The 23766-nt window shown below is 45.0% G+C and carries 22 protein-coding genes and 2 tRNA genes; 21 read left to right on the forward strand and 3 right to left on the reverse strand.

Annotation, left to right across the window (positions count from 1 at the left end):
* Window positions 1–9 precede the first annotated feature (9 nt).
* From EFA47_RS02780 to EFA47_RS02810, 7 genes are all read left to right on the forward strand, one after another.
* Complete coding sequence (locus EFA47_RS02780; RefSeq protein WP_122641911.1) at window positions 10–1185, forward strand: murein hydrolase activator EnvC family protein; 1176 nt, start codon at window positions 10–12, stop codon at window positions 1183–1185.
* An 84-nt stretch (window positions 1186–1269) separates the two neighbouring features.
* Window positions 1270–2466 carry a S41 family peptidase gene (locus EFA47_RS02785; RefSeq protein WP_122641912.1) on the forward strand — a complete coding sequence of 399 codons (1197 nt, stop codon included), beginning with the start codon at window positions 1270–1272 and terminating at the stop codon, window positions 2464–2466.
* A 105-nt stretch (window positions 2467–2571) separates the two neighbouring features.
* A tRNA-Trp gene (locus tag EFA47_RS02790) sits at window positions 2572–2642 on the forward strand.
* Between the two features lie 81 nt (window positions 2643–2723).
* The gene (locus EFA47_RS02795) at window positions 2724–3890 is read left to right on the forward strand and encodes an aminotransferase class V-fold PLP-dependent enzyme (RefSeq protein WP_122641913.1); all 1167 of its coding nucleotides are present in this window, start codon (window positions 2724–2726) and stop codon (window positions 3888–3890) included.
* 280 nt (window positions 3891–4170) lie between these two features.
* Window positions 4171–5445: a double-cubane-cluster-containing anaerobic reductase gene (locus tag EFA47_RS02800; RefSeq protein WP_122641914.1), complete on the forward strand. Its 1275-nt coding sequence runs from the start codon at window positions 4171–4173 to the stop codon at window positions 5443–5445.
* Window positions 5446–5459: 14 nt separating this feature from the next.
* Window positions 5460–5720, forward strand: coding sequence for a DUF3343 domain-containing protein (locus EFA47_RS02805; RefSeq protein WP_122641915.1), 261 nt, complete (start codon window positions 5460–5462; stop codon window positions 5718–5720).
* 145 nt (window positions 5721–5865) lie between these two features.
* The gene (locus EFA47_RS02810; protein WP_122641916.1) at window positions 5866–6627 is read left to right on the forward strand and encodes an acyl-CoA dehydratase activase; all 762 of its coding nucleotides are present in this window, start codon (window positions 5866–5868) and stop codon (window positions 6625–6627) included.
* An 80-nt stretch (window positions 6628–6707) separates the two neighbouring features.
* On the opposite strand, the gene EFA47_RS02815 is transcribed toward EFA47_RS02810, so the two are convergent.
* From EFA47_RS02815 to EFA47_RS02825, 3 genes are all read right to left on the reverse strand, one after another.
* Window positions 6708–7976 (reverse strand): dihydroorotase, encoded by a 1269-nt coding sequence (locus tag EFA47_RS02815; protein WP_122641917.1) that lies wholly within the window; start codon window positions 7974–7976, stop codon window positions 6708–6710.
* Between the two features lie 181 nt (window positions 7977–8157).
* Window positions 8158–8242 (reverse strand) — tRNA-Ser (locus EFA47_RS02820).
* A gap of 168 nt (window positions 8243–8410) precedes the next feature.
* Window positions 8411–9298 carry a LysR family transcriptional regulator gene (locus tag EFA47_RS02825; protein ID WP_122641918.1) on the reverse strand — a complete coding sequence of 296 codons (888 nt, stop codon included), beginning with the start codon at window positions 9296–9298 and terminating at the stop codon, window positions 8411–8413.
* A gap of 165 nt (window positions 9299–9463) precedes the next feature.
* Between EFA47_RS02825 and aroE (EFA47_RS02830) the strand changes: the two genes are divergently transcribed.
* The 14 genes from aroE (EFA47_RS02830) to EFA47_RS02895 all read left to right on the forward strand — a co-directional run bounded on the left by aroE (EFA47_RS02830) (window position 9464) and on the right by EFA47_RS02895 (window position 23314).
* The gene (aroE, locus tag EFA47_RS02830) at window positions 9464–10333 is read left to right on the forward strand and encodes a shikimate dehydrogenase (RefSeq protein ID WP_330511817.1); all 870 of its coding nucleotides are present in this window, start codon (window positions 9464–9466) and stop codon (window positions 10331–10333) included.
* A gap of 13 nt (window positions 10334–10346) precedes the next feature.
* On the forward strand, window positions 10347–11546 hold the full coding sequence (locus tag EFA47_RS02835; protein WP_122641920.1) for an MFS transporter: 1200 nt from the start codon (window positions 10347–10349) through the stop codon (window positions 11544–11546).
* A gap of 10 nt (window positions 11547–11556) precedes the next feature.
* A complete protein-coding gene (locus EFA47_RS02840) occupies window positions 11557–12345 on the forward strand; it encodes a shikimate kinase (RefSeq protein ID WP_122641921.1) in 789 nt (262 codons plus the stop codon).
* Window positions 12346–12373: 28 nt separating this feature from the next.
* On the forward strand, window positions 12374–13219 hold the full coding sequence (locus EFA47_RS02845; protein WP_122641922.1) for a sugar phosphate isomerase/epimerase family protein: 846 nt from the start codon (window positions 12374–12376) through the stop codon (window positions 13217–13219).
* 24 nt (window positions 13220–13243) lie between these two features.
* Window positions 13244–15163, forward strand: coding sequence for an oxidoreductase (locus tag EFA47_RS02850; protein WP_122641923.1), 1920 nt, complete (start codon window positions 13244–13246; stop codon window positions 15161–15163).
* A gap of 24 nt (window positions 15164–15187) precedes the next feature.
* The gene (gene aroE, locus EFA47_RS02855; RefSeq protein ID WP_122641924.1) at window positions 15188–16054 is read left to right on the forward strand and encodes a shikimate dehydrogenase; all 867 of its coding nucleotides are present in this window, start codon (window positions 15188–15190) and stop codon (window positions 16052–16054) included.
* A 111-nt stretch (window positions 16055–16165) separates the two neighbouring features.
* A complete protein-coding gene (locus EFA47_RS02860; protein WP_122644383.1) occupies window positions 16166–18166 on the forward strand; it encodes an oxidoreductase in 2001 nt (666 codons plus the stop codon).
* 163 nt (window positions 18167–18329) lie between these two features.
* Window positions 18330–18680: a MerR family transcriptional regulator gene (locus EFA47_RS02865; RefSeq protein WP_122641925.1), complete on the forward strand. Its 351-nt coding sequence runs from the start codon at window positions 18330–18332 to the stop codon at window positions 18678–18680.
* A gap of 13 nt (window positions 18681–18693) precedes the next feature.
* A complete protein-coding gene (locus EFA47_RS02870) occupies window positions 18694–18900 on the forward strand; it encodes a tautomerase family protein (protein ID WP_122641926.1) in 207 nt (68 codons plus the stop codon).
* A 13-nt stretch (window positions 18901–18913) separates the two neighbouring features.
* Entirely contained in the window at window positions 18914–19669 is a 756-nt protein-coding gene (locus tag EFA47_RS02875; RefSeq protein ID WP_122641927.1) for a carboxymuconolactone decarboxylase family protein, read from the forward strand.
* 27 nt (window positions 19670–19696) lie between these two features.
* Window positions 19697–20860, forward strand: coding sequence for a flavodoxin (locus EFA47_RS02880; RefSeq protein WP_164689906.1), 1164 nt, complete (start codon window positions 19697–19699; stop codon window positions 20858–20860).
* A 113-nt stretch (window positions 20861–20973) separates the two neighbouring features.
* On the forward strand, window positions 20974–21831 hold the full coding sequence (locus EFA47_RS02885) for a DUF3737 family protein (RefSeq protein ID WP_122641929.1): 858 nt from the start codon (window positions 20974–20976) through the stop codon (window positions 21829–21831).
* Window positions 21821–23014, forward strand: a complete 1194-nt coding sequence (locus EFA47_RS02890; protein ID WP_122641930.1) for a MalY/PatB family protein — start codon at window positions 21821–21823, stop codon at window positions 23012–23014. The genes EFA47_RS02885 and EFA47_RS02890 overlap by 11 nt, the downstream gene beginning before the upstream one ends.
* 102 nt (window positions 23015–23116) lie before the next feature.
* Window positions 23117–23314 carry a hypothetical protein gene (locus tag EFA47_RS02895; RefSeq protein ID WP_164689907.1) on the forward strand — a complete coding sequence of 66 codons (198 nt, stop codon included), beginning with the start codon at window positions 23117–23119 and terminating at the stop codon, window positions 23312–23314.
* The last annotated feature ends 452 nt before the right edge of the window (window positions 23315–23766 follow it).

Raw genomic sequence — 23766 nt, forward strand, 5'->3', positions numbered from 1 at the left:
GGGGCGCTTATGAACAATAGACGAAAGAAAGGGTTACTCAGTGCAGTCCTGGTTGTGGCTTTGAGTGCAGGCATGGTGCTTCATGTCAGTGCAACGACTGTGGAGGAAGCCCAGAAAAAAGCAGATGATCTGGAGTCTAAGAAGAATAGTGCCCAGAAGGAGAAGGATTCTCTTGTATCACAGCTTAATTCAATTGTGGATGAGATGAACGAGACACAGAATAAGCTGGAGAAAAAACAGGAAGAGATACAAAAGGCAGAGGATGAGCTTGTCAAAGCCAAGGTGGATGAAAATAATCAGTATGAGAGCATGAAGAAAAGAATAAAGTTCATGTACGAGAATGGAAATTCCCAATTGATTGAAATACTGATATCCAGCGAAAATATTGGTGACTTCCTGAATAAAGCTGAGTATGTTTCTCAGATTTCTGCATATGATAGAGATATGCTTACTGAGTTCCAGAATGTAGTCAAGGATGTGGAGGACAAAGAGGCTGCGCTCCAGGAAGAATATTCTGTACTCACAGAGCTGCAGGATGAACTGATTACAAAACAAAATGAGGTTAATACGCTGCTTGAAGATAAAAAGCTGCAGATTTCCAATCTTGAGAAGGAAATTGGCGACAATGCAGCCACTTTGAAGAAACTAATTGAGCAGGCCGAGGCTGAGAGGCAGAAACAGCTTCAGCAGCAGGCGGCAGCCGAAGCAGCGCGTAAAGCGGCAGAGGAGGCCGCGCAGCAGGCAGCCAGCAGTGGGAGTGCGGGAGATACATATGTGCCTCCCAGCAGTGAAAATACAGTTGTCACTGGAAATGGCCAGTTTACAAACCCTTGTCCGGGAGCATCGGTTTCCAGTACTTTTGGTTACAGAGATTTTGACAGTTCTTTCCATAACGGCCTGGATTTGGCTGCCGGGGAGGGGACGCCTACATATGCTGCAGATGCAGGGACGGTGGTCATCGCAGGATGGAGCGACAGCGCAGGTAACTGGGTAGTCATCAACCATGGCAATGGTTTTGTGACTAAGTATATGCATCATTCGGCCATCTGTGTAAGTGCGGGCCAGACAGTATCAAAGGGCCAGCAGATTGGTTATGTGGGAAATACTGGGAATTCCTTTGGGGCCCATCTGCATTTTCAAGTGGAACTAAATGATTCACCAGTGGATCCACAGGCGTATCTGTAGAATAGATAAAAGTTTTTATGATTTCAGGGTGCATTGAATTTTTCAGTGCACCCTGACTATAATAATCCAAAAGGTTGGTTAAATATGGAGAATAAAAAGAGTTTTATAAAGGGGGCACTTCTTGGCGCCCTTATTATGTTATTAATTTCAGTTATTGTTTCCTTGGGATGGAGGGCTGTGTATGGAAAGAGGGATACGGATGGTTCGGCCTCGGCTGTTTCTTTCAGTGAGGCAGAGAGTAAACTGAAAGTATTATCTGATATAATAGACAGCGACTATCTTTACCAGGATGATATAGATAAAGAGGCTCTTCTTGATGGTATTTACGCAGGGTATGTGAGTGGGTTGGGAGACCCATACACAGAGTATTATAATGAGGAGCAGACTAAGGAGCTAATGGAGAGCATTTCGGGGGAGTTTTCCGGAATTGGCGCCTCCCTCACACAAGATTTGGACACTGGCATTATAACTATCTCGGAAATGTATGAGGATTCACCGGCGGAGAAGGCGGGATTAAAGGTCGGCGATATTTTGTACCAGGTAGATGACCGTGAAATAGGCAGTGAAGACCTCAATGAGGTTGTATCCTGGGTTAAAGGGGAAGAGGGGACTGAAGTGACACTTCACGTCTACAGGGGAGATGAAGGTGAAGAGGTGTCCTGTACAGCGGTCCGGGCCGAGATTGAAGCCCAAACAGTGTCATATGAAATGAAAGAAGGGCAGATCGGCTATATTCGTGTTTCAGAATTTGAGACAGTGACATATGAACAGTTTAAGACGGCTCTTGACGATCTGGAAGCCAATGGGATGCAAGGCCTGGTCATTGACCTGAGGGGGAATCCTGGTGGGGATCTGGATACAGTTACAGATATGTTAAGGCTTCTGCTCCCTAAAGGAGTTATCGTTTCTACGAAGGATAGGGATGGTAATGTGGAGGAAGAAGTAAATGAGGAGGACCATACATTTCAAAAACCTTTGGCTGTGCTGATTAATGGCAGCAGCGCAAGTGCTTCGGAGGTTTTTGCCGGCGCAATCCAAGACTATGGCGTAGGGCAGCTGGTTGGGACTACAAGTTATGGAAAAGGGGTTGTACAATTTTTGATGGATCTGGAGGATGGAACGAGCATGAAGATTACTTCCCAGGAATACTTTACCCCCAATGGGCGGAATATTCATGGGACAGGGATTACACCGGATATAGAAGTGGAATATGAGGCGGATCCGGCCGATGAAACGGCTGATAACCAGCTGGAAAAGGCGCTGGAGGCAGTGCGCGGATAGAGGCTTTCCGGCAAAGGGGAGAGAGAAATTAAAAGAAAAATATCTTGACATTCTTGTATGTTTTAAGTATAATTACAAAGTGACTGATAAATAGTCATTTTGTAAAGGGGATTGGTCAAATGGTATGATAGGGGTCTCCAAAACCTTTGGTGGGAGTTCGATTCTCTCATCCCCTGTACCTAGAACCACCGGAAACCTTGATTTTTCTCAGGGAATCCGGTGGTTTTTTATTACATAGGAAGTGGAGGGAAAGCAGGATGGAACAGATATATTTTGATAATGGAAGTACGTCATTTCCGAAGGCGCCGGGGATGGCGGAGGCAGTATACGCCCTTCTCCAGAATGGCGCCTTTAATATTAACAGGGGCGGCTATGAGGGGGCCTACGAAGTGGCTGATAAAGTACTGGAGACAAGGGAAATGCTGGCCAGGATGTTTCACGCAGAAAGTTCCCGCCAGGTTGTTTTTACGCCCGGAATTACGTATTCTGTCAATTACCTGCTTAAGGGCCTGTTAAAAAAGGGAGATCATGTGATCGTGTCAGGAATGGAGCATAATGCAGTGATGCGTCCCCTGGCAGGACTGGCGGATAATCGGGTTACATATTCTCAGGTACCGGCTGATTATGAGGGGACTATAACTCCCCGGGATGTGGAGGAAGAAATCCACAAGCATCCTAATACCAGGCTTGTACTGATGGTTCATGCATCCAATGTATGCGGCACCGTTCTTCCCATTGAAGAGATTGGCCCCATATGCCGCAGGAAAGGGATATTTTTTGCAGTTGATACCGCCCAGAGCGCTGGATCCCTGGATATAGATATGAAAAAGTGTGCCATTGACTTTTTGGCATTTACGGGACATAAGGGATTGCTGGGCCCCCAGGGGATTGGCGGGTTTCTTATAACGGAAAGGCTGGATCATTGCATGAGGCCTGTGATCGAGGGTGGGACGGGCAGTAGTTCTGATAAGCTGGAACAGCCGGAAACACTTCCAGATAAGTATGAGAGCGGGACCATGAACTTGCCGGGCATAATTGGACTGCATGCATCCCTGGCTTACTTGGAGGAGCGGGGGCCTGAAGCTATCCATCAGAAGAAAATGGAGTTGACCATGCGGTTTTTAGATGGCCTAAAGGAGATCCCCCAGGCTAAGGTGGCTGGCCGGTTGGAATGCCAGGGCCGTACGGCAGTGGTGGCGGTTGACTTTGAGGGAATGGACAATGCACTGCTGGCTTTTGAGCTGGAGCAGGAGTACGGTATCATGACGCGGGTTGGCCTTCAATGCGCCCCTGAGGCACATAAAAGTTTGGGCACATTTCCTCAGGGTACTGTACGGTTTTCATTCAGCGGATTTAATACGGTAAAGGAAATAGAAACGTGCCTGCAGGCTATAGCAAAAATCTGCCGAAGGGACGGAATCTAAAGTCAGGGAGGCATCTTCCCGGTTTTGTTGGAAGGAACCCGTCCGCCCCAGGCCCCTAAGCAAAAGGGGAGCTTTTGGGCATAGATTAAGAGAGGCCTATGGATATAGAAAAATACGATAAATGATAGGGGTTTATGGGAAAAATCAATGATGAAATCTGGTTCTTGAATTGCTGATAAAAGAAAATAGTGATACTCTAATAGTACCATAATTAAAAGGGAGATAGTTTGGCGGAAAGTGCAGATTATCTTCCATTTTTATACGTAAGGAGGAAATTAAAATGGCAGATTATCACAAAATGTGGGAAGAACTAGGGATGGATCTGGAGACTCATGACCAACTGTGTGAAGTACTCCCCCAGGCATTTGGGGATGTATATCTATCCCAGGAGAACAGGCCTGAGGCTATGGACTATTATGACTTTGTTGTTGCAGAGATCCACGGGGTGAGGCCGGCAGAACTGATCGAGCACCAGAAGAAGGGCGGCAAGGTATTCGGGACATTTTGTATATATGTCCCAGATGAGATTGTATTTGCAGCAGATGGAATCGCAACAGGACTTTGCGGAGGTTCCCAATTCTGGGTGCCAGGAGGGGAAAAAGTACTTCCAACGAATACATGTCCACTGATCAAAGCTTCTGTGGGGGCGAGGCTGGACCGCACATGTCCATTCTTCCGTATTGCGGACATGTATGTGGGGGAGACAACCTGTGACGGAAAGAAGAAAGCATGGGAGATCCTGTCTGAGGATGTTCCGGTACATGTGATGGACCTTCCTCAGATGAAGCGGGCAAAGGACGTAAAAGCCTGGGGAGAGGAAATAAATATATTTAAGGGAGTAGTTGAGAAAGAGACCGGCAACCAGGTTACGAAAGACAGCCTTGCCGCTGCAATTCAATTGATTAATAATAAGAGAAGGGCGCTCTCAAGGCTCTATGAATTTAGAAAGAATGAAAGGATTCCAATCAGTGGGAAGGATGTGCTGCTGATATCACAGATCGCATTTTACGATGATCCTACTAGGTTTGCAGAGATGACCAACAAGCTCTGTGACGAACTGGACAAGCGTGTGGAAGAAGGCATTAGCGTCTTCCCAGCAGGGACAAAGAGAATTATGCTGACTGGTACACCCCTTGCTATACCAAACTGGAAGCTCCATAATTTGATTGAGACAAGCGGGGGAGCTGTCGTATGCGAAGAAATGTGTACAGGTACACGCTATTTTGAAAATCTTGTGGACGAGACGCAGCAGACAATAGAAGGTCAGATTGAAGCCATTGCCAGCCGTTACATGCATATTAATTGTGCGTGCTTTACCCCTAACCATGCGCGTACCGATGATATACTACGTCTTGCAAGAGAGTATAAAGTAGATGGAATTATTGATGTGAACCTAAAGTTCTGTAATCTCTACGATACAGAAGGCTACCTTGTAGAGAGGGCCATGAAAGAGGCAGGAATCCCTGTACTTGGAATTGAGACGGATTATACAGACAGTGATGCCCAGCAGCTCAGGACAAGGATCAGTGCATTCATAGAAATGCTGAATAATTAAGGTGCGGATTTGGAATGAAAGAGATACAGTATTATGTTCTGTTTCCGAATCATGATAATGGAATGAGGCTCCACCGTGCATTGAAGAAGGCAGGTTTGAGATCACAGATTTCTCCTACCCCCAGGCAGGCGAGCAAGTGCTGTGGGATTTCGCTGGTTGTCAAAAAAGAAGAGATCCCGATGATACAAAAATGTATTGAGGATGAGAAAATTCATATACTTGATATCGTTGAGATCCAGAGAGACATAAATCCGAACCGGGATAAGTACTGTTAGAGTATACCTAAAGGGCATCCCCTAATACATGTCCTTCGGACGGGTGGACTTTGCCCGATAAAGTTATACTAATTGAACATTAGCAGCTTAATGAGTATACATAAAACTTGAAAGGTAAGATTGGGCAGCAAGGAGATTGACAGTTATGAATTATGTGGGAATTGATATTGGTTCAACTGCATCCAAGGTGGTTGTCAGAGGTGATAAAGAGATGCATTTTGTCCTCCCTACAGGCTGGAGCAGCAAGGAGACTGCAAAAGCGATAGAGGATAAGCTTAGAGAAAACAGCGTGGATGTCAGGTCGGAGGATACAAAAGTAGTGGCGACCGGATATGGGCGTGTGGCAGTAGAGTTTGCAGACCATATTATTACCGAGATCACTTGCCATGCCAGGGGAGGAAAGGAATTGGCGGGGGGTGACTGTGCAGTCATTGATGTGGGCGGCCAGGATACAAAAATTATTCTCGTAGAAGGGGGAATGGTAAACGATTTCCTCATGAATGATAAATGTTCTGCGGGAACCGGAAAATTTCTGGAAATCATGGCAAACCGGCTGGGCGTTACAATCGACGATATGTTCCATATGGCGGCAGATGGGACGGTTCTGCCTATAAGTTCTTTGTGCACTGTTTTTGCAGAGTCAGAGATCATTAATTATATAGGCGAAGGCAGAAGGCGGGAGGACATTGCCGCTGGAGTCATAGATTCAGTGGCTGTAAAAGTCTCTCAATTGGTTCAGCGGAAAACCCTGCCGGATATTATTATATTGACGGGGGGACTAAGCCATAGTGTATATTTTACTGATGCGCTGAGTAAAAAACTTGGGCGCACTGTCCGCACGACAGATTTTGGGAGGTATGCAGGCGCCCTTGGGGCCTCGTTCCTGGCACAGGAAAAAAATGCTTAAGATGTGAATAGATATAACAATATAAAAGTACCTTCAGCAGGCCAGGCTCAGATTAGCCTCCTGCTGAAGGTACTTATTTTTTAAATATGATCTGCATATACTACCTGGCCCCGGCAGATTGTATATTTTACTTTTCCCCAAAGGGGTTCTCCCGTAAAAGGAGTATTTGATGAAAGAGACTGGTATTCATTAGGAACCCATTGTTCATCGGGTGAAAAAATAACAAGGTCTGCGGCTTCCCTGGGGGCCACTTTCCCGTAGGGAAGATGATAAAGCCTGGCAGGGTTGATTGTCATTTTCTCTAAAAGCTGTATAAGGGTCAGGTGGCCCGGGCGCACCAGGGAAGTAATCCCCAGGCTCAGGGAGGTTTCCAGTCCTATGATCCCGCTTGGTGCTTCCGTGAAAGGTTTTTGTTTTTCTGCTGCACTGTGGGGGGCATGATCCGTAGATATTAAATCGATAGTCCCATCCGCAAGTCCCTGGATAATAGCCTGGCGGTCTTTCTCTGTCCTAAGGGGAGGGTTCATTTTGGCCAGCGTGCCGTGTGCTGCCACTGCCTCCTCTGTCAATGTAAAATGATGGGGGGTTGCCTCGGCATGGATACTGGCTCCCAAAGCCTTAAAAACCCGTACCAATTCTACGGAATACCGGGAGCTGATATGTTGGATTACAACATGTGCCTTAGCCCGCAGGGCCAGCATACAGTCCCTTGCAACAAGTGATTCTTCCGCTATAGATGGAGAGCCGTAAATGCCCAGCCTGCTGGAGACTTCTCCATGGTTGATTCCGTTATTCTGGATAAAGGAGGGGTCCTCCTCGTGCAGGCTTACCGGCAGATTCAGAGACGCTGCCTTTTGCATGGCCTGATAGCAAAGGGCGGCATCCCGGATGGGAATCCCGTCGTCAGTAAACCCACAGGCCCCTGCCTCGGACAGAGACTCCATATCCGTAAGTTCGGCTCCCTTTAAAGAGCGGGAGACAGAAGCAGCCTGATATATGCGGATCTTCTCTGTATCGGCCCGTGAGAGAATATCTTTTAAGACAGAGGGGGAATCTACGGCGGGGGAGGTATTTGCCATACAGATGACAGTGGTAAAACCTCCCCTTGCGGCAGAGAGAGCGCCTGTATGAAGCGTCTCTTTGTAAGTATAGCCAGGATCCCGGAAGTGCACGTGGGAATCAATCAGGCCGGGGGCAACGACCAGGCCCTCAGCGGGAATGACTTCCTCCCCTTTATCGGGGATAAGCTGGTCAGCAATCTGGCTGATGTTTCCGTTCTGGATTTTTATATCTGCCTTGTAAGATGAATGGGTGGATGGATCTGCGATTGTACCGCCTTTAATGATCATATATAATAGCCTCCTTTATCCTTTTTAAATATACGCTGCTCTGCTATGTGTAGTATAGAGGAATAAAAGAGTGATTGTCAAGGAACCAGGGGGGTATGACATGGGAAAGTAAAAATGCCCGGAGACAGAAGTCCCCACAGAAGGAAAAGGAACCAGGTTAAATACCTGGTTCTCAGATAAGCGCAGCAGGAGGGATTTGAACCCCCGGAGCGTCTCCGCTCTTCTGCTTTCGAGGCAGATGCCATCAGCCACTCGACCACTGCTGCATATATACATTATTATAACAAAATTCTCCATAATTGGCCAGTATTTTTTATGATATACAGTTTGTCCATTGTACTTGTTTTTTTGAAGCCAGCAGGACCTAAACCTGACTTTCAGCGACTTATTAGGAGGGGCCACTGTAATAGAAACATGGCAGTTTGGGGCAGATATTAGAGATTGTCTGAATATTGATGGATTACATAGTTATGGAAATTCTGGACAACAGGTGTCAGATGATGGGTTTTTAGCGTTGCCATATAAAAGTTACGCTCCCAATATGGGGAAGCAATTTGAATAATTTTTACATCCATCCGGAGCAAATCTGCCATATAGGGCACTACTGCCACGCCAAAACCTTTTGACACAAGGCCGGCAATTACGATGTCCTCCTCTATTTCATAGGCGACCTGGGGTGTTACATGAATCTTTTTAAATAAATTGTCTATAATGCTTCTTAGGCCTGAGGAGTGAGAAAAGCATACCTGGGGATAGGGGCCCAATTCTTCCAGGCTTATAGTATAACGTTTAGACAGAGGGTGGTTTCGAGGGACAATTACCACAAGGTCTTGCCGGGAGACAGGAAAAAACTCAATATTTGGCTCGCTTTCCCTCTTGGTACAAAATACAAGATCATATTTTTCATCTTTAAGGCCATCAATCAAAGACGCAGTAATGCCTGTGTGAAATTTGAAATAGATGTTCTTATCCTTCTGGCTCTCTAAAAATCTGCGTGCCATTTCCGGTATAAATTCTACTCCCAGAGTCCGGAGAAAACCCAGTTCAATAATACCTTCCCCCATTGCAATATGCTGCATATCCAGGATCCCTTCATCTAGAATTTCCAGTGATTTTTCTACATATGTTAAAAATTGTAAACCCTCCGAAGTGAGAACAGAACGCCTTCCTTGCTTTTCAAATAAAGAAACACCTAGTTCCTGCTCCAAAAGGGCAATGGAGTGGCTGAGGCTTGGCTGTGCAATACATAACTGTTCAGCAGTTTTCCGGAAGTGGCCAATCCTAGCCAATAGTGCAAAATATCGAAGCTGGTATAGATTCATACAAATTCTCCTCCGCTTATTTTTTAGCTATATCTTATACATAGTATATCATAAATGATAGATATAAACTATTAATTGATGGGAAATAATGCATTTGATAATTTTTTCACATGTTAATAATATAGAAACAGAAGGATATATAAAAAAATGAGGCGGAGGAAAATAATGATAACAGGTACAACAAGACTTTTGGGTTTGTTTGGCTCTCCAGTGAAACACTCTATGTCGCCGGCTATGTATAATTACTGTTTTAAAAAATGGAAGATTGACTGGAGGTATCTGGCCTTTAATATTAGCCGGGAGGATACAGAAGAGGCAATCAAAGCATTTCGTGTACTTAGAATGAGGGGCGCAAACATTACCATGCCCTGCAAGCAGGCTGTCATCCCCTATCTTGACTGGGTTTCGCCTGCCGTAAAATTATCTGGTGCATGCAATACGATTGTGAATGACAATGGGTTCCTCAAAGGTTATATTACAGACGGAGAGGGGTATGTGATGAATTTGCAGAGCCATGGTATGGATATACAGGAGAAAAGGATTACAATTCTCGGGGCCGGAGGCGCTGCAACGGCAATACAAGTCCAGGTGCTGCTGGACGGTGCTGCTGAAATCAATGTTTTTAACAAAAAGGATGGTTTCTGGAACTTAGCAGAGGAGAAAATACAAAAGTTGCAGGATTCGTTTCCAAATCAGAGGATTTCTCTATATGATCTGGACAATCAAGAGCTTTTACAGGAAAAAATACAAAAGAGCGATGTCCTGACTAATGCTACAAGGGTAGGCATGGCACCTCTAAAAGATGTGAGTTTGATACAGGATACCTCGGTGTTTGGGGAGCGTCTGCTGGTAACAGATTGTGTATACAATCCCATAAAAACGAAACTTCTGGCCGCAGCGGAAGAAAGCGGCAGCCAAATTGCGGATGGATTGGGAATGCTCATCTATCAGGGAGCCGCAGCAGCAAAGCTCTATACAGGCATGGATATGCCTGTGGATGAAATAAAAGAACACTTCTTTAAATCTGAATCATAAGGAGACGGGATATATGAACCAAAGAAAATATTACCCTGCGGCAGTGGCGTTGTATATTACATATTTTATACTTGGAATCGCTGCTACCATTGTGGGACAGTATAAGCAGGAATTTGCCGCAGCATGGGGGGCAGGAAGGCTGGCAGACGGAACTTTCGAAATCAGCAGTGTTATGACTGTGATTGCGGCGATAGGACTTGGAAGGCTGATAGCTTTTCCGGTAGCAGGCCCTTTTTCTGACCGGTTTGGGAGGAAGAAGAGTGCATTGGTGGGAATGGCATTCTTTACAGTATTTTTTGCCGGCCTGCCGTTTACAACAAGTACTGCTGCCGCGTATGTCCTGCTTATGTGCAGCGGAATGGGAAATTCTTTTCTGGACACCAGCGTCACCCCTTCCTGTATGGAGATTTTCAGTGAAAACGGTGCAGTGGCTAATCTGTTTACAAAATTTTCAATGTCTATTGGGCAGTTCCTTCTACCCATCCTAATCATTTTCTTCAGCAGAATGGGAATGACGTACCATATTTTGTTTTTCATGGCGGCAGGACTTGTAGTAATAGATGCTGCTGCAATTTTTATACTCCCTCTTCCTGCAAGCGGGGGAGGGGCGGTAAAAAATAAGGAGAAGAGAAGCAAGATCAGATTTTCTCCGGCATTGCTCCTGTTAATCGGCATAGGGTTTACTTCATCGGCTACCTTCATGATTTTTATGAACTGCAACCAAGAGCTGGGTGTCTTATATGGAATGACAAATCCCCAGCTCATACAATCATTTTATTCTGTGGGAATTGTATCAGCTATACTAGTCACTTCCCTTTTAGTAAATAAAGGGGTCAAACCTATCCGTATCCTGGTTGTGTATCCGATGGCAGCGCTGCTGGTCCTGCTGCTGATGTATATGATAAAAGCTCCTCAGGTCTGTCTGATAGGAGGTTACCTGATAGGTTTTTTTGCAGCAGGGGGAGTTCTTCAGCTTACAACATCCACTGCAAATGAAATGTATCCAGAACATAAAGGCACTATTACAGCAATGGTTATGTTTGCATCTTCAGTTTCAAACTATGTTGTAATAAATGCTGCCGGCGTACTGGCCAAAACAGGGGGCGTTAATGGCCCGAGAAATATTTTGCTTTTTAATATGTCGGTAACATGTATAGGGGTTTTATTTGCTGTTGTATTGAATATTAGATATGGAAATGAAATGAAACGATAACAGGAGAGAAATGGAAAGAGAATTATTAAACTTTAGGGAAATCATCGGTGATTGTGACAGAGAAATCGTACAGGCATTAAAGACGCGGATGGAATGTATTGGAGGAATTATTCAATATAAAAGAAAACATGGCATGCCGGTCCTGCAGCCAGAACAGGAGAGGAAACAGCTGCTGCAGGTTCAGGAAGAGATAGGGGAAACAATATTTGGAGAAGAGATTGTCCATATTTTTGAAAGAATCATGGAAAATAGCAGAAAAATCCAGGCAAAGGCGCTGTTTGACAGGAACATCCTTCTAATAGGGTTCATGGGAGCTGGAAAATCAACAGTTTCGGCATATCTGGGGAAAATGCTGGCAATGGAAACCATAGAAATGGATGGATACATAGAAGAAAAGGAAGGTATGAAAATCAGCCAGATTTTTGACGCCTATGGAGAAGAGTACTTCAGAAATTGTGAAAGTAATACTTTAATTGAGCTGCAAAATAAAGACCATGCGGTTATCTCATGCGGTGGGGGCGTTCCCCTCCGGCCTCAAAATGTGGAACTAATGAAAAAGAATGGGTATGTGGTCTGGCTGACAGCAAAGCCAGAAGAAATTTTGGAACGTGTAAAAGACGGCACAGACAGGCCGCTGCTGAACGGCAATATGAATATACCTTTTATTGACGGCATGATGGAAAGCAGAAAGGATAAATACAGCGCTGCCGCTGATCTAATGATTGATACAACAGGAAAAGGAATTGGCGTAATATGTGAAGAACTGCTGCAGAAGCTTTCTGCCGTGCAGAATAAATAAAAAGAGAAAGGAAAAGGAGGAAACAAACATGTCAAAACAATATCCAATAACAATCAGTTCCTGGACACTGGGAGACAAATGTACATTTGAGGAAAGGGTGAAAGCGGCGAAAGACGCGGGATTTGAGGGGATCGGACTTAGGGCGGAAACGTATGTGGACGCCTTAAATGAGGGACTTTCGGACAGTGGGATCTTGGGCATTCTTAAAGAGTATGGCATGCGTGTGACAGAGGTAGAGTATATTGTCCAGTGGGCGGAAGAGAACAGAAGCTATGAACAGAAATATAAAGAGCAGATGTGTTTCCATATGTGTGAGTTATTTGGCGTAGCCCATATCAATTGCGGTTTGATGGAGGCGTATTCCGTGGAGTATACTGCACAGAAGTTAAAAGAGCTGTGTGCAAGAGCCGGACATCTGATCATCGGAGTGGAGCCGATGCCCTACAGCGGGATTCCCAACGTAAAGAGAGCCTGGGAAATCGTAGATGCAAGCAACTGTGAAAATGCAAAAATCATACTGGATTCCTGGCATTGGCTCAGAGCCTGTCAGCCGGTTGAACTCAGTGTGCTGGAGGGGATTCCGGCAGAGAAGATTGTGTCTGTGCAGATCAATGATGTCTATGAGAGAGCCTATGCCCAAAATGTGTTGAGAGACGAGTCCATGCACGACAGGCTGGCGCCGGGGACGGGATGTGGGAATACGGAGGCCTTCTGCCGGATGCTGAAAGAAAAAGGGGTAAAACCGCTTGCGTTTGGCGTAGAGGTGATCAGCGATAAAATTTTGTCTTGTGGCGTGGCAGAGGCGGCAGCATACAATTATGAAAATACAAAAAAAGTGCTGGAGCATGCATGGCCGGAAATATTATCTGAGTGATACGAAAGAAGAGGAGGCGAGGATATGAAGTTTGAAGCGATGTTTCAGCCGGTTAAAATTGGAAGAGTGACCATTCCGAACCGTTTTGTGATGTGTCCCATGGGAAATAATTTTGCCGAGACCGATGGGAGGCTGAGCGAACGTTCTGCCGCATATTACGGAGCAAGGGCCAAGGGCGGGTTTGGCCTGATCACATTTGAAGCGACTGTTGTATATGAACAGGCAAAAGGGGGCCCCAGGAAACCATGTTTGTTTTCCGATGAGACTATCGGCAGTTTTCAGGCGGCGATTGCAGCATGCCATCAGGCAGGAGCGAAGGTTTCCATACAGCTTCAGCATGCAGGGCCGGAGGGAAATTCAAAAGTCACAGGATATCCGCTGAAATCGGCAAGCGCCATTCCGGCTTCTGCGAAAACAGAAGTGCCTGAAGCCATTTCCACAGAGGAAGTGTACCGGCTGATTGAAGCATACGGGGATGCGGCCCTGAGGGCTAAAAAGGCGGGCGCAGATGCAGTGGAAGTACATTGTGCCCATGGGTATCTTGTCAGTTCTTTTATTTCTGAAAGAACAAATAAGCGTCAGGATGAATTCGGCGGATGCTTTGAAAACCGTATGCGTCTGCCGCGTCTGATTGTTGAAAATATCCGGGAAAAGACAGGAAAAACACTGGCTGTGATCTGCAGGATTAATGGCTCGGATGATATATTGGGGGGCCAGACACCCCAGGATGCGGCCGCGGCGGCCGCTTATCTGGAAAAGGAGTGCGGTGTGGATGCCCTGCATGTTTCCAGGGCGGTTCATCTGCATGACGAATATATGTGGGCGCCCAGCGTGATCCACGAGGGTTTTAGTTCCAGCTGTGTGACAGAAATCAAACAGGCAGTCCAGATTCCGGTGATTACAGTTGGACGGTATACGGAACCACAATATGCGGAACTGATGGTAGAGGAGGGAAAAGCAGATCTGGTCGCATTCGGACGTCAGAGTATTGCAGACCCGGAGCTTCCCAAAAAGGCACAAAACGGGGAACTGGAGCTGCTGCAGCCGTGTATCGGATGCCTTCAGGGCTGCGTGCCAAATATGTTTAAAGGGGAAGCAATCACCTGCCTGGTCAATCCTCTTGTGGGCAGAGAGCTGGAACTTCTTTTGGCGGAACACAAAAAACAGGTGATGGTGATCGGCGGAGGACCAGGCGGCCTGTATGCGGCATATATCTGTGCACTTAGGGGACATGATGTGACCCTGTATGAAGAAAAGGAACTGTTAGGCGGAAATATGCGTCTGGCGGCCTATCCACCGGGAAAAGGGTGCATCAATTCCATGATCTGCAGTTATATCAATAACTGCAGGGCCAAGGGTGTAAAAATAAAAGTGAATACAACAGTGACGCCAGATCTTGTCAGAGAAGAGAATCCAGATGCTGTGATCCTGGCTTCCGGATCCATTCCCCTTGTGCTTCCGATTCCGGGAATTGAAAAAGCAATCCATGCAGCAGATGTACTGGACGGAAATGTGAAACCCGGAAAACGTGTGCTGGTTGTAGGCGGGGGAATGGTAGGATGTGAAGTGGCGGATTTCCTGGGAGAACTGGGGCATCAGGTATCCATAATAGAACTGCGCAGGGAACTGGGGGCGGATGTAATCCCGGAACATAGAAAATTTCTGATGAAAGCGCTGCGGGAATATCAGGTGGAAGAAATTACGGGTGCAAAAGTGACCGGATTTTTTGAAGACGGCGTATCTTATCTTCTGGAAGATGGAACCGAAGGCCGTGTGAACCAGATGGACAGCGTGGTGCTTGCCATGGGGTACCGGAATCTGGATACAATGAGCCAGGAAATTAAGGAATTTACCAAAGAGGTGTATGTGATAGGAGATGCCGTACGCGCACGCAGGGCGCTGGATGCAACAAAAGAAGCCCTGGATACGGCTATGAAGATCTAAAGGGCAGACGAAAGGAGAAAGGATATGGATATAAATGGAAAAACAGAGCTTTTTTGCCTCATAGGATCACCGGTAGGGCATTCCGGTTCACCGGCGATGTATAATTATAGTTTTCACAGAACGAATATGAATTGTGCTTATTTGGCATTTGATGTGGAGCTTGCGAAGACAAAAGAGGTAGTCGACAGCCTGAAGGCACTTGGATGCAGAGGGTTTAATGTGACTATGCCGTGTAAAACAAGGGTAGCAGAGCTTGCAGATGAGTTATCAGATGCAGCCGCCCTGATTGGAGCATGCAACACAGTGGTGATAAAAGACGGACGGCTTTACGGCCATAATACGGATGGCATAGGATTTGTGAAAAATCTGAAAGAGCATGGCGTAGATGTAAAAGATAAGGTTATGGCTGTTATGGGGGCAGGCGGGGCGGCGACTGCTATCCAGGTGCAGTCTGCACTGGAAGGGGCCAAAAAAATATATATTTTCAACCGAAGGGATGAGTTTTATCCTAATGCTGAAAGTACTGCAAAAAAAATCAGTGAGAAGCTTCCAGAGGTGGATGTAGAAGTATATCCGTTAGAGGACAGCCGCGTTTTATACGAAAAAGTACAAAAAAGCCATATTCTGGTAAATGCTACAAAAGTAGGGATGAAACCCATGGAAGAAGAATCCCTGATTCAAGATCTTTCAGTATTTCGCCCGGATCTTGTGGTGGCAGATGCAGTTTACAATCCAAGGGAGACCAAGCTGCTTAGGGAAGCAATGGAAAAGGGTTGTAAGACTGTACTGGGAGGAATTGGAATGCTTCTTCGGCAGGGAGAAGCTGCATTTAACATTTTCACAGGTGAGGATATGCCTGCGCAGGAAGTCTATGAAAAATTTTTCCAATAAACAAAATAAATTATGAAGTAAAACGGATAGTGTATGTAAAACTTTGTTTGGACTGAATGGATAGCATAAAATAGAAAAAATACACAGGACTGTATGGGAACAGGTGATATTGTGAGAAACAAATATAAAAAGATTTTTGAGCCACTAACAATCAGGAGGATGACCATAAAGAATAGGATTATGATGACTCCGATGGGCACAAATTACGGGGAAGAAAGCGGAGAAATGAGTTTTCTGCATATCAATTATTATGAACAGAGGGCAAAAGGCGGCACTGGCCTGATTATAGTGGAGAATGCCAGCGTGGATTCACCGGAGGGATCCAACGGAACGACGCAGCTTAGAATTGACCATGATAACTTTATCCCGCGGTTATTTAAATTAACGGAAACAGTACATAAGCATGGGGTGTGCATTGGGATCCAGATCAATCATGCGGGTGCTTCCGCCCAGTCGGCGAGAACGAATATGCAGCCCGTTTCAGCCTCTGACATTCCGTCGAAAACAGGCGGTGACATTCCAAGGCCCCTGTCGGAAGAAGAGATCCTAAGAATTGTGAAAAAATATGGAGAGGCGGCAAAAAGAGCGCAGATTGCGGGATTTGACTGTGTGGAGATCCATGCTGGACATTCGTATCTTTTAAGCCAGTTCCTTTCTCCAGTTACGAACAAAAGGACAGACGCATATGGCGGAAGCGCCGAAAACAGGGCCAGGTTTGCAAAACTGGTGGTGGAAGAGGTGCGTTCTCAGGTGGGGCCTTTTTTTCCAATTTTTGTACGGATCAGCGCGGATGAGAAAGCAGAGGGAGGAAATACACTGGAAGACACACTGGAGTATCTGCAGTATTTTGAAAAAGAAGTGGATGTATTTGACGTATCCTGCGGACTGAACAGTTCAATCCAATATCAGATTGACGCCAATTATTTTCCGGACGGATGGCGTTCCTATATGGCAAAGGCTGTCAGGGACAAATACCATAAAATCTGCGTAACTACCGGAAATATCCGGGATCCCAAGGTGGCAGAAGCAATTCTGGAAAAGGAAGACGCGGATATTATCGGAATGGGACGGGGACTGATTGCAGATCCGGAATGGGTAAATAAGGTGGATTTTGGAGATGTATGCGACATCCGCAAATGTATTTCGTGTAATATCGGCTGTGCGGGAAACCGGATTGGCATCAACAGGCCTATCCGCTGTACGGTCAATCCGTCTGTCACCCAGGGAGATGGATATAAAAGAAGCAAAATCAGTAAACCGTGTAATGTGGTCGTGATCGGCGGAGGAACAGCGGGGCTGGAAGCGGCCTGCACATCGGCCGAGGTAGGCTGCACCACATTTTTAATTGAGAAAAAACCGTATCTTGGCGGACTTGCCACAGAAATATCCCGGATTCCGGATAAAAAGCGGCTTGCCGATTTTCCGGCGTATCTAATCCACCGTGCAGAGAAACTGAAGAATCTGTTTGTATTTACAAATATGGAGGCGGATGCTGGATTTGTACAGAATTTAAAACCGAACATTATCGTAAATGCCACAGGTTCCGAGCCGCTTTTGCCTCCGATTCCCGGTTTGCATGAAAATCTGGGAAAAGAGGGCGGCAGGGTGTATTCGATTCTGGATATGATTGAGAATATTCAGAATTATCCCTCAAATATGAAAGGAAAGAAAGTGGCTATAGTTGGCGGCGGAGCGGTGGGACTTGACGTGGCAGAATTTTTCGCCCCGAGAGGTGCAGAAGTGTCTATTGTGGAAATGCTTCCCGAAATTGGCAGCGGGATCGATCCGGTGTCAAAGACCGGAACCTTTGCGCTGCTTAAGAAATACGGGGTCCGTCAGATGCCGGAAACTGCCTTGAGAGAAGTGCGAGAGGATTCTTTTCTGGTAAACACGCCTGGAGGGGAAGAGGTTCTTCCCTTTGACTATGGATTTGTCTGTCTGGGGATGAAATCGAAATCTCCGGTGCTTCCGAAAATCCAGGAGATATTTTCTGATAAAAATGAGGTGGAAATACTCAGCATAGGCGACAGCATCAGGGCCAGAAGAATTATCGAGGGGACTGATGAGGGAAGAAATATTCTTTATACATTAGAAAAAAGAGGATATTTATAAACCACGAAAAATTGGGATTTTTGAGAAATACAAAATAGGCATATTTCAAAGTTTAATATAGGCATTAGACACCCGTGTGTCAGAGGTATAAAATAGCAAGTGTAAAGAAAGCACTTGCTATTTTCTATATAACAGTACATTTTTTATGGAAAGAGGTGAAGATATGACCATTGATGAAGCAAGCAGACAGTATAAGATTCCAATTGAAATTCTGAGAGAATATGAAAACTGGGGATTGTGCGGGGCAGTGAAAAATGTTATGGGTACATGGCAGTACGATGATTCTGATTTGGAAAAACTTAGCTTGATAATGACACTGCATGATATTGGGTTTGATACAGAAGAGATTGAAATTTATATGAGGCTGCTTTTGGAACATGAAAATTCTGGGACAGAGAGACTCAGAATGTTAGAGGAAAAAAGAAATAAGGCTTTGGATGAAATTCATTTCCGGGAGAAACAGTTAGACCGGATGGATTATTTGAGATACAAAATACGAAATCAGACAATTTGAAGGAGGGAAAATAATGCCACATGTGGATATTACCATGATCCCTGGGCGGGATGAAGGGGCGAAGCTTATAATTGCACAGAAAGTACAGAAATTTTTGGCAGAAGAGTTAAAAATAGAAGAAAAATATGTGTCTGTATCCGTTGAGGATGTACCGAAAGAAAAGTGGTCAGAGCATATGGACAAAATGCAGGATAAGGTTATGTTTGTGAAAGAATATTAGGAGGATTAAAGACATGAGTAGAAAGATAGACGCAGAACAGAACAATGAAAAATGGTTTCAGGGGAAATATTTTGAAGATTGTGTATCTGATCCCGAATTTCAGGAGATAGCAAGAAATTTTGTGTGTGGTGATGTACTGGAACAAAACTGCCTTTCAGATAAACAGAAATTATTGGTAATGCTGACCGCTTTGATTACCTGCCAGACGTATTCGTCTATCGCCGCATATACACTGGCTGCACTACAGTCAGGCGCAGCTTCGGAAGAAATCAAGGAAACTGTATATCAATGTGCCCCCTATATTGGAATGGAAAAGGTCCGGTGTGCGCTGGTGGAAGTGAACCGTGCATTTCGCCAGGCAGGTGTATCTGATATGACAGAAAAACAGGGGACGGTTACAGAGGAGAGCAGGTTGGAAAAAGGACTTGCCGTGCAGCAGAAAATTTTCGGGGAAGAAAACATTAATGCTATGCGCAGCGCAGCGCCGGAGGAATTAAAGCATATTCAGGATTACCTGTCTGCATGGTGTTTTGGGGATTTTTATACTAGAGGAACATTAGACCTTAAAATGCGGGAACTAATTACCTTCTGTGCAATCTGCTGCCTGGGGGGATGTGAGCCTCAGGCAAAAGCACATGCCAAAGCAAATATTAGTGTGGGGAATACTCGGGAGATGCTCATTGCGGCTATGACGCAGTGCCTGCCATTGATCGGTTTTCCTCGGACATTGAATGCTATCTCCTGCATAGATGGGGTGACGAAACAATAAAAAATGGGAGGAAGGGAGGGACATGATTTGAGGAAATATATGGCTTTATGTCTGGTATGCTCTTTGCTCTTGACACTTGCTGCGTGCTCCGGCCGTTCTTCGTCTGAACAGCCGCAGGTAAAGATTTCTGACTCAGTGAAAACGTCACTGGAGGAGAATCTGGATGCTGCCTCGGAGAGTGGAGCCTTTGTGCAAAGTGAGGACGCAAATATTCTGATTGCTTATTTTACATGGGCAGATAACACGGTTGTAGAGGATCCTGAGGGGGCACTTAGTGCGGCCTTGGACCATTATGAATCGGTGGGGGATTCTGGCGCGTATGATGAGATGGATGCCATTGCTTCCGCAAGTCTTGTACCGCCTGGCAATGCCGCGAGAATCGCTTCATGGATTCAGGAAGAAGTTGGCGGGGATATGTTTTCCATTCAGGTGGAGGAATCTTATCCCAGTGACTACGGCCAATGTATGGAGCGGGCATCAGATGAATTGACAGAGGAGGCACGTCCGGGGTTAAAAAACCATATTAACGATATATCGCAGTATGATACAGTGTTTATCGGTTATCCAAACTGGTGGTACAGCTGTCCCATGGCAATCCATAGCTTTATCGAAGAGTATGATTTGTCTGGAAAAAAGATTGTTCTGTTTTGTACCCATGGGACTGGGGGAATCGCCCGAAGCGCAGAGGATATAGAAGAGTCCCTGCCAGAGGACTGTGAGGTAGAAGAAAATGTGCTGGGAGTGTACCGCCAGGAAGTGACAAGTTCACAGAACCGGGTTTCTGAGTGGATTTCAGATATTGGTTATAGGAAGCAGCATAGGGAGGGGAAGGGGAATATGAACCAACAAATTTCAGTGGAGACAGAGAGTGGTGAAACACTTGTTTTTGAATTAAACGGCAGTCCTGCTGCATCAGCATTATATGAACAGTTACCGCTGACAGTAGATGTGGATGATTTCAGCACCAATGAAAAGATATTTTATCCCCCTGGGAAGCTGGATGTGTCGGATACGCCTATTGCAGAAATGAATCTGGGAACACTTGCTTATTATGCTCCATGGGGTAATGTTGTTATGTTTTATGATGCCTATAGTCCCAACGGGGATTTGTATGAGCTGGGACAGATTGTTTCGGGCCTGGATGATATCAGCAGCCTGAAGGGGAGGCTCAGGATAGACAAGGTGAAATAAAAAGAGTCCGGGAAAGAGGACAGGGCCCGTCACCCACTGAATGAAAAAAGTATGATGAAATCTACGGAATATTTTAAAATATTATCAAAGAAAGCATGAGAGGATGGATAGCAATGAAGCAAATCATACAGCAATACTTAACCGGTGAAAGGGCGCTTTTCCAGGGAAGGGATTTGGAAATCAGGGATACTATTTTTGCAGATGGTGAATCACCTCTGAAAGAGAGCTGTAACATTCGGTTATATGGGAGCATGTTCAAGTGGAAATATCCGCTTTGGTATAGTAAAAATATTTATATGAAGGATTGCGCTCTATTTGAAATGGGGAGAGCCGGTATCTGGTATACTGACAATATTACAGTAGAAGATACTGTAATTGAAGCGCCAAAGACATTTCGAAGGGGAAAGGGAGTCACCCTGAAAAATGTAACAATGCCAAATGCTGCTGAGACACTGTGGAACTGTAATACAGTATATATGGAACAGGTGTCTGCTAAGGGTGATTATTTTGCCATGAACAGCCATGATATGAAAATACAGGACTTTACACTGAATGGAAATTATCCTTTTGACGGGGCAAAAAATGTGGAAATCCATCATGCAAAAATGTTGTCCAAAGATGCTTTTTGGAACAGCGAGAATGTAACCATTTATGATTCTTTTATTTCCGGGGAATATTTGGGGTGGAATGCAAAAAACCTGACACTGGTCAACTGTACGGTAGAAAGTCTGCAGGGGATGTGTTATATTGAAAATCTTGTTATGAAGAACTGCAGGCTGATGAATACTACACTTGCCTTTGAATATTCAACTGTAGATGTACAGATTAATGGAAACATTGGCAGTGTTATGAATCCATCTGCCGGAGTGATCCAGGCAGATAATATAGGGGAATTAATTATAGAGCGGACAAAAGTCAACCCCCAAAATACGTCTATTGTATTAAGGGAGGGAATGAGAGATGCCGTATGATTTTGACACCATTTGGGACAGGAGAACAACAAATTCTATGAAATGGGATGTTCTGGAGGGAGAATTGCCCATGTGGGTGGCAGACATGGACTTTAGGACAGCCCCCGAAATTGTATCTGCCATAAAGGAAAGAGCAGAGCATGGCATTTTTGGATATACAGTGGTGCCCAAGGAATGGTATCGGGCAGTCAGCGGCTGGTGGAAAAAACGCCATGATTTCCAGATGGAAAAAGAATGGCTGATTTTCTGCACCGGTGTTGTGCCGGCAATCTCGAGTATTGTACGGAAGATGACAACAGCCGGTGAAAATATAATAGTACAGACGCCAGTCTATAATATCTTTTTCAATTCTATCGTAAATAACGGACGGAATATTCTGGAGAATAAATTGCGTCTGGATGGAGAGGAATACCAGATTGATTTTGCAGATTTGGAGATGAAACTGGCTGATCCCCAAACTACCCTTATGATTGTATGTAATCCCCATAATCCTATTGGGAAGATATGGAATAAAGAGACATTGAAGAAGATCGGGGAGTTGTGTGAGAAATATCATGTACTTGTAATATCCGATGAGGTTCATTGTGATCTGACAAAACCGGGAAGCAGTTATATTCCCTTTGCATCGGTATCTGAGGTATGTAGGCTGAACAGCATAACTTGTCTGGCGCCCACCAAAGCATTTAATCTGGCTGGACTGCAGACAGCCGCTGTAATGGTTCCAAATGAGGCAATCCGGCACAAAGTAAACCGTGGATTGAATACGGACGAAGTGGCAGAACCAAATGTATTTGCAATAGATGCGGCAATAGCAGCTTTTGAGCAGGGCGCACCGTGGCTGGATGCGCTAAGGGAATATTTGTGGGTGAACAGAAGATTTGCTAAGGACTATATCCATGCGGAGATTCCACAGATTAAAGTTTTTTCAGCAGAGGCAACCTACCTGCTGTGGCTGGACATAAGAAGAATCATGGGAAACTCCACAGAATTCTGTGATTTCATACGCAGGGAAACAGGACTTTATCTTTCAGATGGAAATAACTACCGAAATGGTGAGGGTTTCCTGAGAATGAATATTGCCTGTCCCAAAAGTATGGTACAAGATGGTTTACTGCGTTTGAAGGAAAGTGTTTTGGCATATGACAATGGAGCGCTTTCGAGTGTTGAGCATACACAGATATAAGAGGCAGATTTGGGCAGTATTACGTCTACTATATGTCGCCAGGCGCTGTTTTCTGTTAATTTTACTATTTGGATGCATTTAATCTCAAAAGGAACTGGAAGGTTGGGAAAACATGAAAATAAAGGGAGAGCAGCGTTGGGGACGGAGGTCGTCCCAGAACTTGCCATAGAAGCCGAAGATGTTCTTGGAGCGGCGGATACAGTTATACAGTGGCTTGACGAAATGGGCATTTTAGGTTTTGGTAAAAATGGAAGTGAGGATCAGAGCGGTGTCGCCATTTCAAATTACTGTTGGAAATGAGATGTTGTAAAGAGTCATTTAGGATACGGTACTTGCACAGGAGATCAGCTTCTACTGACCATTGAGGGTATTCACATTGGGAAAGTAACATCGGATCCGATGGTGTTTGGCGTACTGCCGGAAGGGGGATATATCCTCCAGTTCAAGTATTCAGATATGGAATGATTTTAGGTTTCCTACAATGCAGTATAGTATCAATGTGTGTATAATATATACAAAGAGAGAAAAGGAGAATATAGGTACAGAGAACACAACTGATAGGAAAATATGTGTATAAAGTATATAGAGAAGTTGTTAATGACCCGCATTGGAAGTACATTTCAAGAGCAGGTCATTTTTTGTTATATAAATTTTTAAGTCCTGATTTTATTTATAAAATTAAAATCAAAGAGTAGAATGCTCTAAAACTTTATCTAGTAAAAGAGGATGAATATTAGCGTTGGCTTGAAGAT

This window comes from Luxibacter massiliensis (assembly GCF_900604355.1).
GTDB lineage: Bacteria > Bacillota > Clostridia > Lachnospirales > Lachnospiraceae > Luxibacter > Luxibacter massiliensis.

What these genes read in the sequence shown, in the direction of transcription:
- EFA47_RS02805 (WP_122641915.1), top strand. Translation starts at nt 5,460, where the DNA reads ATGAAAGAGATACAGTATTATGTTCTGTTTCCGAATCATGATAATGGA.
- EFA47_RS02850 (WP_122641923.1), top strand. Translation starts at nt 13,244, where the DNA reads ATGAAGTTTGAAGCGATGTTTCAGCCGGTTAAAATTGGAAGAGTGACC.
- EFA47_RS02840 (WP_122641921.1), top strand. Translation starts at nt 11,557, where the DNA reads ATGGAAAGAGAATTATTAAACTTTAGGGAAATCATCGGTGATTGTGAC.
- EFA47_RS02870 (WP_122641926.1), top strand. Translation starts at nt 18,694, where the DNA reads ATGCCACATGTGGATATTACCATGATCCCTGGGCGGGATGAAGGGGCG.
- EFA47_RS02795 (WP_122641913.1), top strand. Translation starts at nt 2,724, where the DNA reads ATGGAACAGATATATTTTGATAATGGAAGTACGTCATTTCCGAAGGCG.
- EFA47_RS02845 (WP_122641922.1), top strand. Translation starts at nt 12,374, where the DNA reads ATGTCAAAACAATATCCAATAACAATCAGTTCCTGGACACTGGGAGAC.
- EFA47_RS02800 (WP_122641914.1), top strand. Translation starts at nt 4,171, where the DNA reads ATGGCAGATTATCACAAAATGTGGGAAGAACTAGGGATGGATCTGGAG.
- EFA47_RS02825 (WP_122641918.1), bottom strand. Translation starts at nt 9,298, where the DNA reads ATGAATCTATACCAGCTTCGATATTTTGCACTATTGGCTAGGATTGGC.
- EFA47_RS02835 (WP_122641920.1), top strand. Translation starts at nt 10,347, where the DNA reads ATGAACCAAAGAAAATATTACCCTGCGGCAGTGGCGTTGTATATTACA.
- EFA47_RS02875 (WP_122641927.1), top strand. Translation starts at nt 18,914, where the DNA reads ATGAGTAGAAAGATAGACGCAGAACAGAACAATGAAAAATGGTTTCAG.
- EFA47_RS02785 (WP_122641912.1), top strand. Translation starts at nt 1,270, where the DNA reads ATGGAGAATAAAAAGAGTTTTATAAAGGGGGCACTTCTTGGCGCCCTT.
- EFA47_RS02810 (WP_122641916.1), top strand. Translation starts at nt 5,866, where the DNA reads ATGAATTATGTGGGAATTGATATTGGTTCAACTGCATCCAAGGTGGTT.
- EFA47_RS02780 (WP_122641911.1), top strand. Translation starts at nt 10, where the DNA reads ATGAACAATAGACGAAAGAAAGGGTTACTCAGTGCAGTCCTGGTTGTG.
- EFA47_RS02885 (WP_122641929.1), top strand. Translation starts at nt 20,974, where the DNA reads ATGAAGCAAATCATACAGCAATACTTAACCGGTGAAAGGGCGCTTTTC.
- EFA47_RS02865 (WP_122641925.1), top strand. Translation starts at nt 18,330, where the DNA reads ATGACCATTGATGAAGCAAGCAGACAGTATAAGATTCCAATTGAAATT.
- EFA47_RS02890 (WP_122641930.1), top strand. Translation starts at nt 21,821, where the DNA reads ATGCCGTATGATTTTGACACCATTTGGGACAGGAGAACAACAAATTCT.
- EFA47_RS02815 (WP_122641917.1), bottom strand. Translation starts at nt 7,976, where the DNA reads ATGATCATTAAAGGCGGTACAATCGCAGATCCATCCACCCATTCATCT.
- aroE (WP_330511817.1), top strand. Translation starts at nt 9,464, where the DNA reads ATGATAACAGGTACAACAAGACTTTTGGGTTTGTTTGGCTCTCCAGTG.
- aroE (WP_122641924.1), top strand. Translation starts at nt 15,188, where the DNA reads ATGGATATAAATGGAAAAACAGAGCTTTTTTGCCTCATAGGATCACCG.